The organism is Kitasatospora sp. NPDC004745, assembly GCF_042873275.1.
Classification (GTDB): Bacteria; Actinomycetota; Actinomycetes; order Streptomycetales; family Streptomycetaceae; genus Kitasatospora.
Genome location: NZ_JBIALK010000010.1, coordinates 1 through 14,522, shown reverse-complemented (window position 1 = coordinate 14,522; position 14,522 = coordinate 1). Strand labels below are relative to the sequence as shown.

Here is a 14,522-nt window from a genome sequence, read left to right as displayed (position 1 = left end):
CAATTCGGGGGACCGAGAGAGCGGGGCAGGCGAGCAGTGCCGCAACTCGTCATTGAGATCAACGGACAGCAGCGGACTCTGGAGCCCGGGCGGTCCTACACCATCGGGCGCAACCCGCAGTCGGACTTCCCGTTCGACGACGCCAGGGTCTCCTGGCACCACGGGACCATCACCTTCAACGGCAGCGGTTGGCAGCTGGACGACCACGGCAGCACCAACGGCACCTACGTCGCCGGTGCCCGCACGATGCAGGCCCAGCTGTTCCCCGGTGCCGCCGTCAACCTCGGCAACCCGGAGAACGGCCCCCGGCTCGGCTTCTCCGCGCCCGCCCAGGCCGCCGCCCCGCAGGCCCCCGCCTGGCACGAGGCCGCCACCAGCCGCAGCGCCACCCCGACGCCGCAGCCGCCGGCCCCGCAGCAGGGCTGGTCGCCGCAGGCCCCGTACGCCCCGCAGCCCGAGCCGCAGCAGGGGTGGGCGGGCCAGCAGCAGCCGTTCCCGCAGCAGCAGGGCGGCCTCCCGCCCCAGCAGGGCGGTTTCCCGCAGCAGCAGGCCTTCCCGTCGGCGCCGCAGCACGGCGGCGGCGGTCCGCAGCCGACGATGATCCGCAACCTGACGTCGGCCATGCGCACCGTCCGGATCGGTCGTGCGCTCGACAACGACATCGTGGTCTCCGACCTCCAGGTCTCCCGCCACCACGCCGAACTGCATCAGCTGCCCGACGGCCGCTACGAGATCGTCGACCTCGGCAGCCACAACGGCATCTTCCTCAACGGCCAGCGGGTCCAGCGCCAGCTGATGGGCCCGCAGGACCGGCTGACCGTCGGTCACTCCAGCTTCGTCCTGGTCGGCGACCAGCTGCAGGAGTTCGTCGACACCGGCGCGGTCTCCTTCTCCGCCCGCCACCTGACCGTCGAGGTCGAGCACAAGGGCGCCAAGAAGATCCTGCTCAACGACGTCAGCTTCGGCGTCCCGGAGAAGTCCCTGGTCGCCGTCATCGGCCCCTCCGGCTCCGGAAAGTCGACCCTGCTGCGCGCCCTCACCGGTTACCGCCCGGCCGACCGCGGCGACGTGCTGTACGACGGGCGCAACCTCTACAAGCAGTTCGCCGAACTCCGCTCGCGGATCGGCCTGGTGCCGCAGTCCGAGATCCTGCACAAGGAGCTCACCGTCCGCACCGGCCTCAAGTACGCGGCCCGGCTGCGCTTCCCCGGCGACACCGAGGCCCGCGAGCGCGAGGCCCGGATCGACGAGGTGCTCTACGAGCTGCGCCTGGACAAGCGCGCCGACAACAAGATCACCGCGCTCTCCGGCGGCCAGCAGAAGCGCGTCTCGGTCGCCCTCGAACTGCTCACCAAGCCGTCGCTGATCTTCCTGGACGAGCCCACCTCGGGCCTCGACCCGGGCATGGACCGCGAGGTCATGCAGATGCTGCGGGGCCTCGCCGACGACGGGCGCACCATCCTGGTCGTCACCCACTCGGTGGCCGAACTCGCGCTCTGCGACCGCCTGCTGGTCATGGCGCCGGGCGGCTCGGTGGCCTACTTCGGGCCGCCGGACGAGGCGCTGCACTTCTTCGGGTACGAGACCTGGGCCGACGTCTTCCAGGCCTTCGAGAACTACCCGGACCACGACTGGGCCGGCCGCTACCGCGGTTCGGTGCACTACCAGCAGTACTCCGCCCCCGACGTGGAGTCCGGCGAGGTGCAGCACGCCCAGGTCGCGCAGGAGGCCGTCCGCCCGCCGAAGCCGCAGAGCTGGGGCTCGCAGCTGTGGACGCTGATGCGCCGCTACATGTCGGTGCTCGCCTCCGACCGGGGGTTCCTGGCCCTGTCGGTGCTGCTGCCCGCGGTCATCGGCGCGGTCAGCGTGCTGATCCCGAACGAACCGGGGCTCGCCCCCAACCCGAAGACGCAGCTCCACCTCAACAGCGGGGCCGCGACGATCATGCTGATCCTGGCGATCGGCGCCTGCTTCTCCGGCGCGGCCAACTCGGTCCGTGAGCTGATCAAGGAACGGGCGATCTACGAACGGGAACGGGCCACCGGGCTCTCCCGGTCGGCGTACATGATGTCCAAGATCATCGTGCTGGGCATCTTCAGCGTGATCCAGGGCGCCATCATCTCCGCCGTCGGCTTCCTGCCGCGCAAGCTGCCCGAGCACGGCCTGATCGTCAAGGACGTGCCGCTGATCGAGATGACCATCGGCATGATCCTGCTCAGCTTCGCCGCGATGATGTTCGGTCTGATGATCTCCGCGCTGGTGAAGACCGCCGAGAAGACCATGCCGCTGCTGGTCATGTTCGCCATCGTCCAGGTCGTCTTCACCGGCTGCCTGTTCCAGATCTTCAGCAAGCCCGGCCTGGAGCAGGTCGCCTGGCTGATGCCGGCCCGCTGGGGCACCGGCATCGTGTCCACCACGCTCGACCTGTCGAAGCTCATGGGCCCCTGGAACAAGGACTTCCAGAACCCCGAGTACGACCCGCTCTGGACGCACAGCGTCGCCCAGTGGGCGATCGACGCGGGTGCCCTGGTGGTCATCTCGATCGTCATCGGCGTCGTCGTCACCAGGCTCCAGCGCCGCCACGAGCCCGAGGTCATGCAGAAGGGCTGAGCCCCGCCAGCCCGGCCAGCAGAGGGCGGCCCTCCCACCCGGGGAGGGCCGCCCTCCGGCGTTCCCGGGGCGGGCCCCGCCCGGCCCGGGCCCGGCAGCCCCCGTCGCCCCCGGTCGCCCGTCGCCCCCGCCGCCCGGCCCGGGCCCGACGACCTAGGTCCCGGGACCTGCGTCCCGCGCGGCCGTGGACGGACGCGGCCGCCCCCGCGACGGCGGTAGTTTGGCGTCATGCCCAGCACGCCCAGTGACCAGCGGAGCCCGGCCGGCCCCGTGCCCGCCTGCGACCCCTGCCTGGCCGGCATCGAGGAGGTCAGCCAGGCGCTGCTCGCGATGAGCCGGCACCTGGAGGTCCGCGAGGTGCTGCGCCGCATCACCGCCTCCGCCCGCGACCTCCTCGGCGCCGAGTACGCCGCCCTCGGAGTGCCCGACGACCATGGCGGCTTCGCCCAGTTCGTCGTCGACGGCGTCACCGACGAGCAATGGCGGGCGATCGGCCCGCTGCCGCGCCAGCACGGCGTGCTCGCCAAGATGCTGCACGAGACCGGCTCCACCCGGCTCGCCGACGTCCGCCGGGCACCCGCCTTCGGCGGCTGGCCCGCCGCCCACCCCGAGATGGACGCCTTCCTCGGCATGCCGATCCTCGACGCCGAGGCCGCCGAGGACGAACCCCAGGTCATCGGTGTCGTCTTCCTCGCCAACAAGCGCGGCGGCGGCCTGTTCACCGACCACGACGAGGAACTGCTGCGGATCCTCGCCGCGCACGCCGCCCTCGCCCTGTCCAACGCCCGCCTCTACGAGCGCAGCCGCGAACTCACCCTCGCCGGCGAGCGCGCCCGGATCGCCCACGACCTGCACGACGCCGTCTCGCAGAAGCTCTTCTCGCTGCGGCTCACCGCCAAGGCCGCCGCCACCCTCGTCGACCGCGACCCGGCCCGGGCCCGCGCCGAACTCGCCGAGGTGGCCCGGCTGGCCGCCGAGGCCGCCGACGAACTGCGCGCCGTCGTCGTCGAACTGCGCCCGGCCGCCCTCGAGGAGGACGGGCTGAGCGCCACCCTCGCCTCCCAGGTGCAGGTCCTCGACCGGGCCCACACCGCCGACGTCGCCTTCGCCGCCGACGGGGTCCGCGCCCTGCCGCCCGCCCAGGAGGCCGCACTGCTGCGGGTCGCCCAGGAGGCGCTGCACAACGCGCTGCGCCACTCCGGCGCCGGCCGGGTCACCGTCACCCTGGCCGGCACCCCGGGGCGCGGCGCCGTCCTGCGGGTGCGCGACGACGGGCGGGGCTTCGACCCCGAGTCCGTCCGCCGGGCCGGCCGCCACCTCGGCCTCGCCTCGATGCGCGACCGCGCGGCCGCCGTCGGCGGCACGCTCATGCTGGATTCCGCCCCCGGTCGGGGGACGCTCGTCGAGATGGAGGTCCCCGGTGCCTGACAGCGCTGCGTCGATCCGTGTCCTGCTGGTCGACGACCACCAGGTGGTCCGCCGCGGCCTGCGCACCTTCCTGGAGGTCCAGGACGACATCGAGGTGGTCGGCGAGGCCGCCGACGGCGCGGAGGGCGTCGACCGCGCCCGCGAACTCGACCCCGACGTCGTGCTGATGGACCTCAAGATGCCCGGCGTCGACGGCATCGAGGCGCTGCGCACGCTCAAGGGCGAGGGCAGCCGGGCCCGGATCCTGATCGTCACCAGCTTCACCGAGCACCGCACCATGGTCCCGGCACTGCGGGCCGGCGCCGCCGGGTACGTCTACAAGGACGTCGACCCCGAGGCGCTGGCCGGTGCGATCCGCTCGGTGCACGCTGGCCACGTCCTGCTCCAGCCGGAACTGGCCGAGGCACTGCTCGCCGACGAGGGGCCGCGGGCCCCGCAGGGCCGCGGCGGCACCCTCACCGAGCGCGAGCGCGAGGTCCTCGGCCACATCGCCGACGGCCGCTCCAACCGGGAGATCGCGCGCAGCCTGCACCTGTCGGAGAAGACGGTGAAGACCCACGTCTCCAACATCCTGATGAAGCTGGACCTCGCGGACCGCACCCAGGCGGCGCTGTGGGCCGTCCGCAACGGCGAGGCCCGCTAGCGTCCGAGTCCCGCGCCGGCCCCGGGCGGTCAGCGCGCCTCGCGCTCGTCCACCAACGCGTTGTAGGCGGCCACCTGGGCCCGCCGGGCGGTGCGGCGCAGCGGCGCCAGCACCGCCCCGCGCGCGGCCATCTCGGAGGCGCTCACGGCCGCGCCGTGCCCGCCCGCGGCGATCGCCAGCAGCGCCGACACCTGCCGGGCCGACTCCAGCACCCGCACGGCCCGCGGCGGGTAGCCGGGCGCCAGCAGCTCGACGTGCCCGCGCCGCCGGTGGGCCTCCAGGGCCCGCAGCGCCGCCGGGCCCGCGCCCGCCACGTCCAGCCGGGTCAGCAGCAGCGTCGCCTCGCGCAGACCGTCCACCAGCTCCCGCTCGGCCTCGTGCAGCGAGGGCACGTCGGCCGGCGGGGCGTCCTCGACCTCGGTGCAGCGCCACAGGACGGTGGCCGAACGGTCACCGGCGGGGCCGAACACCTCCACCTCCGGGACCAGGCCGAGCGGCACCCCCACCGCCAGCACCGCTTCGCCCGCGCCCATGGCGCGCTCGTTGAACGGCGCCGGGCCGGTCAGCCCCAGCGGGTGCCCGGCGGACGGCAGGGCCAGCCGCAGGCCCTTCACGCCGAGGACCCGCAGCCGCCCCAGGGCCCAGGTGAGGCCGTGCAGCTCGCCCGGTCCGTCCCCGGGCAGACCGGTGACCCGATGGCTCTCGTCGTCGCCCAGCACGGCCGCGGCGGCGTCGTCGGGCGGCACCAGACCGGCCAGCAGGGCGTTGCCCCAGGCGGTCAGCCGCCCCGAACGGGGTTCTTCGTACGGATTGTCGGCAGGAGTCACGAGCATCCGGCCAGCCTACGGAATCGGCGGTCATCCGCGTGGCGTAGGTTTGCCCATGCGTGTGCGGCGCACCCACCCCGTGCCCACCGGCTGCCGGAGTAGGCTCGCCGCCCGCACCGGCGGCCGAAATTCTTGTATTGGGGAAGGCGTAGGCATGAGCGACGTGCTGGAGCTGGTGGACGTATCCGTGGTCCGGGAGGGGCGCGCGCTGGTCGACCAGGTCTCGTGGTCCATCTCCGAGGGGGAGCGCTGGGTCATCCTCGGCCCCAACGGCGCCGGCAAGACCACGCTGCTGCAGATCGCCGCCACCTACCTGTTCCCGACCGCGGGCAAGGTGTCCGTGCTGGGCGAGAAGCTGGGCGAGGTCGACGTCTTCGAGCTGCGCTCGCGGATCGGGCTGGCCGGCGCCGCCATGTTCGACAAGCTGCCGGCCGAGCAGACCGTGCTGCAGACCGTGCTCACCGCCGCCTACGGCATGACCGTCAGCTGGCAGGAGACCTACGAGCAGTCCGACGAGTCCCGCGCCCTCGCGCTGCTCGACCGCCTCGGCATGGCGGGCCTGACCGGCCGCAAGTTCGGCACCCTCTCCGAGGGCGAGCGCAAGCGCACCCTGATCGCCCGCGCCCTGATGACCGACCCCGAGCTGCTGCTGCTCGACGAGCCCGCGGCCGGCCTGGACCTCGGCGGCCGCGAGGACCTGGTCCGCCGGCTCGGCGCGCTCGCCCAGGACGAGTTCGCGCCCGCCATGGCGATGGTCACCCACCACGTGGAGGAGATCGCGCCGGGCTTCACCCACGTCCTGATGATCCGGCAGGGCAAGGTGCTCACCGCCGGCCCGATCGACACCGAGCTGACCGCCCGCAACCTCTCCAAGTGCTTCGGCCTGCCGCTCACCCTGGAGCGCCACGGGGACCGCTGGTCGGCGCAGGGCCTGCCGCTGGGCTGACCCGCCGTCCGCGACGCCGCCGGGAGACCGCGGAGACCGGTCGCACGTGCGACCGGTTTCCGCCCCTCGACCTGCGGGAACTGTCCGCCTGGAAGACCCTTCGCTCCCTAGGATGGACGCGTGGACAGCTGGATCTGGTGGCTCCTGGCCGCCGTCGGGCTCGGCATACCGCTGGTGCTGACCGCGATGCCGGAGTTCGCCATGTTCGCGGTCGGTGCGGCGGCCGCCGCCGGCGTGGCCGGGCTGGGTGCGGGAGTGGTCTGGCAGACCCTGGCCTTCGTCGGGGTCTCGGTCGCGATGCTGGTGGTGGTGCGCCCGATCGCGTACCGGCAGCTGCGCCGGGGCCCGCACGTGAAGATGGGCATCGAGGCGCTCCAGGGCGCCACCGCGGTCGTCGCGGAAACCGTCGACGGGGAGGGCGGCCGGATCAAGCTCAACGGCGAGATCTGGTCGGCCCGCGCGCTCCACCCGGACAGCGTGTACCAACCGGGGCAGCAGGTCGACGTCGTCGAAATCCAGGGCGCGACCGCCCTGGTCGTCTAGGGGAGAGTCCGTGGAACCCGTCCTTATCGTTTTGGTCGTCCTGGTCGTGGTGGCCTTCATCGCGCTGATCAAGACGATCCAGGTCATCCCGCAGGCCAGCGCCGCGATCGTGGAGCGCTTCGGCCGCTACACCCGGACGCTCAACGCGGGGCTGAACATCGTCGTCCCGTTCATCGACAGGGTCCGCAACCGCATCGACCTGCGCGAACAGGTCGTGCCGTTCCCCCCGCAGCCGGTGATCACCCAGGACAACCTGGTCGTCAACATCGACACGGTGATCTACTACCAGGTCACCGACCCCCGCGCGGCCACCTACGAGGTCGCCAGCTACATCCAGGCCATCGAGCAGCTGACCGTCACCACGCTGCGCAACATCATCGGCTCGATGGACCTCGAGTCCACACTGACCTCGCGCGAGGTCATCAACGCCGGCCTGCGAGGCGTCCTGGACGAGGCCACCGGCAAGTGGGGCATCCGCGTCAACCGCGTCGAGCTGAAGGCCATCGAGCCGCCGACCTCCATCCAGGACTCGATGGAGAAGCAGATGCGCGCCGACCGTGACAAGCGCGCCGCGATCCTCACCGCCGAGGGCCAGCGCCAGGCGCAGATCCTCAAGGCCGAGGGTGAGAAGCAGGCCGAGGTGCTCAAGGCCGAGGGTGAGGCGCAGGCCGCGGTGCTGCGCGCCGACGGTGAGGCGGCCGCGATCCGGACGGTCTTCGAGGCCATCCACGACGGCGACGCCGACCAGAAGCTGCTCGCCTACCAGTACCTGCAGACCCTGCCCGAGCTGGCCAAGGGCGACTCCAACAAGCTCTGGATCATCCCGAGCGAGGTCGGCGACGCGCTGAAGGGCCTCGGCGGCGCGTTCACCGGCATGACCGGCAACGGCGGCGCGGTGAACGGTGGCGCGGTCGCCGCCCCGACCGTCCCGCCGGTGGCGCCCGCCTCCACCCAGGTGCCGATCGACCCGGCCTCCGGCCCGCGCCCGGTGGACACCGAGAAGGGCGCCGCCCGTCCCCGGGTGGACCCGGCGCGCGAGTACCGCAAGATCGACCCGGAGTGACCGGCTGAGCCGTCCCGCTCCCGGGGCCCGTCGCCAGGTGGCGGCGGGCCCCCGTCGTTGCGCGGGCGGTGGGGCCCCGCCACGCGCGGGCGGCGGTGCCCCGCCACGCGGGCGCGGCCGGTCCGGGGGAGCCGGCCCGGTGGGCGCCCGGGCCGCGGTGTGGCGTGCGTCCCGAATCGTGGGCGGCTCTGGTCCGGCCGGTGGGCCGTCCGGCATGATCCGTTCGGACAGGACCGAGAGGAGAGGTGACCCATGACGCTCTGGGAGGCCGTCGCCGTCCTGGTGGCGGGCGTCGGCGCGGGGATGATCAACGTGATCGTCGGCTCCGGCACCCTGATCACCTTCCCGGTGCTGCTCGCCGTCGGCATCCCGCCGGTCACCGCCAACGTCTCCAACTCCTTCGGGTTGGTGCCCGGTTCGCTCAGCGGCGTGATCGGCTACCGGCGCGAACTGGTCGGCCAGGGCCGCCGGCTGCTGCGCCTGGGCAGCGCCTCGCTGCTCGGCGGACTGCTCGGCGCGCTGCTGCTGACCAAGCTGCCCAGCGCCGCCTTCGACGCCATCGTCCCGGTGCTGATCCTGCTCGCCCTCCTCCTGGTGGTCGTCCAGCCCCGGGTCGCCAAGGCCGTCGCCGCCCGCCGCCGCCCCGGCGGCGACCCGGACGGCGGCCCGGTCCTGCTCTTCGGCGTCTTCCTCACCGGCATCTACGGCGGCTACTTCGGCGCCGCGCAGGGCGTCCTGCTGATGGCGCTGATGGGCATGCTGCTCCAGGAGGACCTGCAGCGGATCAACGGCGTGAAGAACGCGCTGGCGATGATCGTCAACGCCGTCGCCGCGCTGTTCTTCCTCTTCACCTCGACCGTGAACTGGGCCGCCGCCGGGCTGATCGCGGTGGGCTCGTTGGTCGGTGGACTGGTCGGCGCCAAGGTCGGCCGCCGCCTGCTGCCGTCCGTGCTGCGCGCGGTCATCGTGGTGGTCGGCCTCGCCGCCGTCACCAAGCTGCTGCTGGCCTGACCGGCCGTCAGAACGCCCCGGCCGCGGGGCCGTCCCGCCGGCCCCCGACTCCCGAGGAGTACCCCCGTGGCCCTGGAGATGCGCGAGACCTGCGAGCGCTGCGCGGTGTCGCTGACCGCCGACGGCCCCGCCTCGATATGTTCCTTCGAGTGCACCTTCTGCCCGGACTGCACCGAGGCCATGGCCGGTGGCTGCCCCAACTGCGGCGGCGAGCTGGTGGCCCGTCCGCGGCGGAGGGCCGCCTGACCCCGCACCTGGACCCGACGACGAACGGGAGCGCTTCGATGAGCAACAGAGCACGGCTGAGCGAGGACGAGATCACCGGGGCCCTGGCGGCGCTGCCGCACTGGGCCCGGGAGGGCGACGCCATCGCCCGCACGGCCGATGCCCCCGACTTCCCGGCGGCGATCAGGGTCGTCGTCGCCGTCGCGGAACAGGCCGAGGCGCTCGACCACCACCCGGACGTCGACATCCGCTGGCGCACCCTGCGCTTCGTCCTCTCCACCCACAGCGCCGGCGGGCTCACCGCCCTGGACGTCGACCTGGCCGCCCGGATCGACGAGGCCCTGCGGGCCGAATCGGCGGTCTGACACCGGTCCGAGGCTGGTTCGACGCAGGCCTGCGGGAGGCCCGAGGGAGGCCTGCGGCAGGCCTGCGGGACCACCGGGGGAGGGCGGAGGGGCGTGTTCCGGCGGGCGTGAGATGCTGACTGCCGCATTGGCCGGCGGCGCGGAGGGACGGGAACGGATGGCGCAGGAGCCCTTCGGAGACGCCCACCAGCAGCCGTGGCACCCCCAACCGCAGCAGGCCTGGACGGGCGGTGGGTACCAGCAGCCTCCGCAGGCCGCGCCGTTCGGGCAGCCGCTGTCCGGAGAGGCGGCGTCCGGGCAGCCGCAGTTCGGGCAGTCGCCGTCCGGGTCGCAGGAGTACTGGCCGCAGGAGCAGTGGCCGACGAGTGCGGGCTATGGGCAGGTGCCGCAGTACGGCGAGCAGCCCGCCCACCTCGACCAGGCCCTCCCGTACGACCAGGCCTCCCGGTACGGCGGGGCCGAGCAGTACGACCGGACCCACCAGTACGACCAGGCCCAGTGGTACCAGCAGACCGCGCCGTACGCCGACCCCGCGCCCTACGGCGCGGGCCCGCACCACGGCGACGCCGGGTACGGCGCGACCGGGTACGTCCAGGGCGGCCACCTCCAGGACCGGTTCCAGCCGCACCAGGCGTACCCGGACCCGGACCCGGGGCAACAGCCCGCGGGGGAGGGGCTGTACGTCCCGGCGGGGGCCGAGTACTCGGCCGACGGGTACGTGCACCTCGACGAGGCCGAGCCGGAGACCGGGCCCGCTGCGGCGGACGCCACGGACCGGGACCGGGATCCGACCCCGGAGCCCGCACCCGTCGCACCCCCGCGGGCCGCCGGCCGCCGCGGCGGTGCGGCTGCGCCGGCCGGGTCCTCGCTCGGCGCCCGGGCCAGGGCCGCCGCCGGCACGGTGCTCTCCGGCGAGCACGTGCCCAGCCGACGGGCCCTGCTGGTGCGCACCGGCGCCGGGGTGGCCGCGCTGGGCGTGCTGGTCGCGGCCGCTCTGACGGTCGGTGCCGAGGGCGGTGGCACGGCGGCCGCCGACAGCGGTGGCGAGCCCGGCTTCGCCGTCGCCCACACCAGGACGTGGTCCGCCCAGCCCGCCGCCGCGGCTGGGCCGACCGGGACCGACGACACACTGGTCGGCAGCTGGCTGCTGGCCGACGCGGTGGTCCGCGCCGACGCCGCCGGGGTGCGCGCCTACGACCTCGCGGCGGGCAAGCCCGTCTGGTCGGTCGAGCCGCCGGCGGCCGGGGCCGTGCCGTGCGGGCTGTCGGCCGGAGTGAACAAGGAGGGCCTGGGGGCGGTGCTGTTCCGGCCGCAGGCCGACCCGAAGAGCCCGTGCACGCTCGTCGCCGCCGTCGACACCAAGACCGGCAAGACCGCGTGGACGAAGAGCGTCTCGGACGCCAAGGGCGCGTACGTCGCCCGGATCGGCGTCACCGAGGACAAGGTGATCGCGGTCGGCGACGACCGGGCGATCGCCTGGGAGTCCGCGGACGGCAAGGACGTCTGGCAGTACACCGGGCAGGGCAAGTTCTGCACGCTGTCCGGCGGCGTCAGCGGCAAGACCGTGCTGATCGCCTCCTCGTGCGCCGACTCGACCCCCGCCGACCAGGCCGTCGCGCTGAACACGGCGGACGGCAAGGTCGGTTGGTGGCGCGGCCTGAACAACCGGCCGAAGACGGTGACCGTCCTCTCCGCCGAACCCCCCGTCGTCCTCACCACGGGCGGGAAGCCCGAGGACGACCGGGTGTTCGCCTGGGGAGCGGGCGGCGACCCGGCCGCCGAGATACCGGTGGTCGGTGACGGGGGCCGCCTGGACCTCACCCACGGCACGTTCTCGGCCACGCCCGACGTGTTCTTCCAGGACCGCACGATGGTCACCACGCTCGTCCAGCCCAACGGCGGCGGCCCGGTCGTGGCGGTCGGCTACGACCTCGACACCGGCAAGCAGCGCTGGAAGTCGCCGACCGCGGCCAAGGGCACCGTCCGGGCCGTCGGCCTGGACGGCGGCTCGCTGGTGCTCGCCGCCGACGAGCGCCGCGACCAGCCCGCCCACCTCAACCGCTTCCCGCTCGCCGGCGGCCAGGAGGCGACCGGAGGCAACTTCCCGCCCGGCACCGGCTCGCTGCTGGTCTCGGGGCGGGTGCTGATCGGCGGCGGGCGGGTGGCCGTGGTGCCCGAGCACTCCGCCAACTTCGGCACGGCGGCGGTCTACCAGGCCAAGGGGTAGCCGCCGGCCCGGGTCGGCGGACCGGTCGGGGCCGGGGGCGGTCGGGGCCCGTCGAGGTCCGTCGACCGGGCTCCGACGGAAGGACCCCGACGGACGGACCCCGACGGACGGACCCCGGTCGGCCCGGCGTCAGGTCAGGCGGCCGGAAGTGCCGACGGGACCGCCTGGGCCGGTACCTCCGGCAGCCAGTCCGCCAGCTCCCTGGCCTCCGAGCCGCGCAGCCCGAGCGCGAGCATCAGGGTGGCTTGCGGGGTCGGCACGAACGGCCGGCGCAGCAGCCGCATCCCGGCCTGCTCCGGCGTCCGGTCCGCCTTGCGCTGGTTGTCCTCCGCGCACGCGGCCACCGTGTTCAGCCAGCTGTCCTCGCCGCCGCGCGACCGCGGCTGCAGGTGGTCCACCGTGGTGGCCCGCCGACCGCAGTAGGCGCACAGGTGCTGGTCCCGGGCCAGCACACCCCGCCGCGACCACGGGGCCTGTTGTCGGAACGGCACCCGGACGTAGCGTTGCAGTCTGATCACCCGGGGCACCGGGACGGTCACTCCCGTCCCCCGGATCGAGCGCAGCGGATGCGCCTGCTCCACCACCGCCTTGTCCTGGAGCACCAGGACGACGGCGCGCTGGAGCGACACCGTCGTCAGGGGCTCGTAGCTCGCGTTCAGAACCAGCGTGTTGCGCACTCGGCACGCCCTTTCCGCGGGCGTGCCACGGCGGCACGACCGTCTCCACACACGTCACTGCCGCCGCACGGCGGTGAAGCCACTCTGAACGGGCCCCCAGCCGACGAACAACGGAATTTCCGGTATCGGGGAGGCGAGCCGGGGATCCGGCGGGGAAACGCGGCACGCCGCCTCGGCGAAAACTCGCTGGCCCGGACCGCGTAGGCTCTACCACGCTGGAGTCGTACCGACCCGGGGCCCGACGGAACCGGGGCCACCACCGGGCGGGCGCCCGATCGAAGGAGAAGCGTGACCGTGACGGACATCGTCGACGAGCTGCGGTGGCGGGGGCTGATCGCCCTGTCCACCGACGAGGACGCACTGCGCAAGGCGTTCGCGGACGGCCCGGTCACGTTCTATTGCGGCTTCGACCCGACGGCCCCCAGCCTGCACCTGGGCAACCTGGTGCAGATCCTCACGATGCGCCGGATCCAGCAGGCGGGGAACCTCCCGCTCGGCCTGGTCGGCGGCGCCACGGGCCTGATCGGCGACCCGAAGCCCACCGCCGAGCGTGTGCTGAACGACCCGGAGACGGTCGCCGGCTGGGTCGAGCGCCTGCGCGCCCAGATCTCGCGCTTCCTCGACTTCGACGGCCCCTACGCGGCGCGCATGGTCAACAACCTGGACTGGACGTCCGGGATGTCCGCCATCAGCCTGCTGCGCGACGTGGGCAAGTACTTCCGCGTCAACAACATGATCGCCAAGGAGGCCGTCGCCCGACGGCTCAACTCCGACGCGGGCATCAGCTACACCGAGTTCAGCTACCAGATCCTCCAGGGCATGGACTACCTGGAGCTGAACCGCCGCTACGGCTGCAGCCTGCAGACCGGCGGCAGCGACCAGTGGGGCAACCTGACCGCCGGCACGGACCTGATCCGCAAGGCCGACGGCAAGTCCGTCCACGCGCTCGCCACGCCGCTGATCGTCAAGGCCGACGGCACCAAGTTCGGCAAGACCGAGTCCGGCACGGTCTGGCTCGACCCCGAGCTGACCACCCCGTACGCCTTCTACCAGTTCTGGCTGAACGCGGACGACCGGGACGTCTCCAACTTCCTGCGGATCTTCAGCTTCCGCTCGAAGGAGGAGATCGAGGAGCTCGAGCGCGAGACCACCGAGCGCCCCGCCGCCCGCCTCGCGCAGCGCGCCCTCGCCGAGGAGCTCACCACCCTCGTCCACGGCGCCGAGCAGTACGAGCGCGCCGTCGCCGCGTCCAAGGCGCTGTTCGGCCAGGGCGACCTCGCCGACCTGGAGGCCCCGACCCTGGCGGCCGCCCTGGCCGAGGTCCCGAAGGCCGAGGTGTCCGAACTCCAGCCGGTGGTCGACCTGTTGGTCGCCGTCGGCCTGGCGCCGAGCCGCTCGGCCGCCCGCCGGACGGTCAAGGAGGGCGGTGCCTACCTCAACAACGTCAAGGTGACGGACGAGGAGGCGGTGCCGACGGAGGCCGATCTGCTGCACGGCCGCTGGCTCGTGCTGCGCCGCGGCAAGCGCAACCTGGCGGCGGCGGAGCTGGCGCCGGCCACGGTCTGACCGAAACGCGACGCCGCTGACCTGCGGCTTCGACCATCGAGGGCGGGATCCAGCCGGATCCCGCCCTCGATGTTTGACGGTGACGTGCAGGTGGACTAGTGTTGAACGAGTCGCTGAAGCGGCCACACCACTCGGCAAGACCCACTCTCACCTCGACGCCCATTAACTTGGGTCTGTTGGCGTTCCCGTCAACCGCGGTGAGCGTGAATTTCGGGTAACACCCGGAATGCGCTAATGTGGAGGCCGTCGCGGAAAGCGACACCGACCAGTTCGGAAAATCGGATGAATGAAACTCCGGAAAACGGAGCGGAAAGCGTCTGATAAGCTGGGAACACGAAAGAACGAAGCGCCCGGAGGGCCTGCTGGAAGGCAGACCGAAGGAAGTGTCCGT

The 14,522-nt window shown here is 73.2% G+C and carries 14 protein-coding genes; 11 read left to right on the top strand and 3 right to left on the bottom strand.

From position 1 onward, the window contains the following. Positions 1 to 36: 36 nt before the first annotated feature. The 3 genes from ACFYUY_RS18310 (at position 37) to ACFYUY_RS18300 (ending at position 4,681) form a co-directional block, all read left to right on the top strand. A complete protein-coding gene (locus tag ACFYUY_RS18310) occupies positions 37 to 2,610 on the top strand; it encodes an FHA domain-containing protein (protein ID WP_387901624.1) in 2,574 nt (857 codons plus the stop codon). 228 nt (positions 2,611 to 2,838) lie between these two features. Continuing rightward, entirely contained in the window at positions 2,839 to 4,038 is a 1,200-nt protein-coding gene (locus tag ACFYUY_RS18305) for a GAF domain-containing sensor histidine kinase (protein WP_387901622.1), read from the top strand. After that, positions 4,031 to 4,681: a response regulator transcription factor gene (locus ACFYUY_RS18300; protein WP_360211868.1), complete on the top strand. Its 651-nt coding sequence runs from the start codon at positions 4,031 to 4,033 to the stop codon at positions 4,679 to 4,681. The genes ACFYUY_RS18305 and ACFYUY_RS18300 overlap by 8 nt, the downstream gene beginning before the upstream one ends. 29 nt (positions 4,682 to 4,710) lie before the next feature. Here ACFYUY_RS18300 and ACFYUY_RS18295 read toward each other — a convergent pair whose 3' ends face one another. After that, a complete protein-coding gene (locus tag ACFYUY_RS18295; protein WP_387901619.1) occupies positions 4,711 to 5,514 on the bottom strand; it encodes a hypothetical protein in 804 nt (267 codons plus the stop codon). Between the two features lie 148 nt (positions 5,515 to 5,662). Between ACFYUY_RS18295 and ACFYUY_RS18290 the strand changes: the two genes are divergently transcribed. The 7 genes from ACFYUY_RS18290 (at position 5,663) to ACFYUY_RS18260 (ending at position 11,888) form a co-directional block, all read left to right on the top strand. Continuing rightward, positions 5,663 to 6,454, top strand: a complete 792-nt coding sequence (locus tag ACFYUY_RS18290) for an ABC transporter ATP-binding protein (protein WP_360211872.1) — start codon at positions 5,663 to 5,665, stop codon at positions 6,452 to 6,454. Positions 6,455 to 6,574: 120 nt separating this feature from the next. After that, on the top strand, positions 6,575 to 6,997 hold the full coding sequence (locus ACFYUY_RS18285) for an NfeD family protein (protein ID WP_360211874.1): 423 nt from the start codon (positions 6,575 to 6,577) through the stop codon (positions 6,995 to 6,997). Between the two features lie 10 nt (positions 6,998 to 7,007). Then, positions 7,008 to 8,060, top strand: coding sequence for an SPFH domain-containing protein (locus ACFYUY_RS18280; protein WP_360211876.1), 1,053 nt, complete (start codon positions 7,008 to 7,010; stop codon positions 8,058 to 8,060). 252 nt (positions 8,061 to 8,312) lie between these two features. Next, positions 8,313 to 9,071, top strand: coding sequence for a sulfite exporter TauE/SafE family protein (locus ACFYUY_RS18275; RefSeq protein ID WP_387901615.1), 759 nt, complete (start codon positions 8,313 to 8,315; stop codon positions 9,069 to 9,071). A gap of 66 nt (positions 9,072 to 9,137) precedes the next feature. Then, on the top strand, positions 9,138 to 9,317 hold the full coding sequence (locus ACFYUY_RS18270) for a DUF1272 domain-containing protein (RefSeq protein ID WP_360211880.1): 180 nt from the start codon (positions 9,138 to 9,140) through the stop codon (positions 9,315 to 9,317). 38 nt (positions 9,318 to 9,355) lie between these two features. Continuing rightward, positions 9,356 to 9,661 carry a 4a-hydroxytetrahydrobiopterin dehydratase gene (locus ACFYUY_RS18265; RefSeq protein WP_387901612.1) on the top strand — a complete coding sequence of 102 codons (306 nt, stop codon included), beginning with the start codon at positions 9,356 to 9,358 and terminating at the stop codon, positions 9,659 to 9,661. A gap of 157 nt (positions 9,662 to 9,818) precedes the next feature. Continuing rightward, on the top strand, positions 9,819 to 11,888 hold the full coding sequence (locus ACFYUY_RS18260) for a PQQ-binding-like beta-propeller repeat protein (RefSeq protein WP_387901609.1): 2,070 nt from the start codon (positions 9,819 to 9,821) through the stop codon (positions 11,886 to 11,888). A 134-nt stretch (positions 11,889 to 12,022) separates the two neighbouring features. Here the strand turns inward: ACFYUY_RS18260 and ACFYUY_RS18255 are convergent, their stop codons facing one another. After that, positions 12,023 to 12,565: an HNH endonuclease gene (locus ACFYUY_RS18255; protein ID WP_360211886.1), complete on the bottom strand. Its 543-nt coding sequence runs from the start codon at positions 12,563 to 12,565 to the stop codon at positions 12,023 to 12,025. Positions 12,566 to 12,859: 294 nt separating this feature from the next. Between ACFYUY_RS18255 and tyrS the strand changes: the two genes are divergently transcribed. Beyond that, complete coding sequence (gene tyrS / locus ACFYUY_RS18250) at positions 12,860 to 14,131, top strand: tyrosine--tRNA ligase (protein ID WP_360211898.1); 1,272 nt, start codon at positions 12,860 to 12,862, stop codon at positions 14,129 to 14,131. Between the two features lie 188 nt (positions 14,132 to 14,319). Here tyrS and ACFYUY_RS18245 read toward each other — a convergent pair. Continuing rightward, positions 14,320 to 14,522: hypothetical protein (locus ACFYUY_RS18245; RefSeq protein ID WP_387901607.1), on the bottom strand; the 203-nt coding region annotated here is incomplete at its 5' end.

Coding starts and splice junctions, on each gene's coding strand:
- ACFYUY_RS18275 (WP_387901615.1), top strand. CDS start 8,313: ATGACGCTCTGGGAGGCCGTCGCCGTCCTGGTGGCGGGCGTCGGCGCG.
- ACFYUY_RS18290 (WP_360211872.1), top strand. CDS start 5,663: ATGAGCGACGTGCTGGAGCTGGTGGACGTATCCGTGGTCCGGGAGGGG.
- ACFYUY_RS18295 (WP_387901619.1), bottom strand. CDS start 5,514: ATGCTCGTGACTCCTGCCGACAATCCGTACGAAGAACCCCGTTCGGGG.
- ACFYUY_RS18265 (WP_387901612.1), top strand. CDS start 9,356: ATGAGCAACAGAGCACGGCTGAGCGAGGACGAGATCACCGGGGCCCTG.
- ACFYUY_RS18260 (WP_387901609.1), top strand. CDS start 9,819: ATGGCGCAGGAGCCCTTCGGAGACGCCCACCAGCAGCCGTGGCACCCC.
- ACFYUY_RS18305 (WP_387901622.1), top strand. CDS start 2,839: ATGCCCAGCACGCCCAGTGACCAGCGGAGCCCGGCCGGCCCCGTGCCC.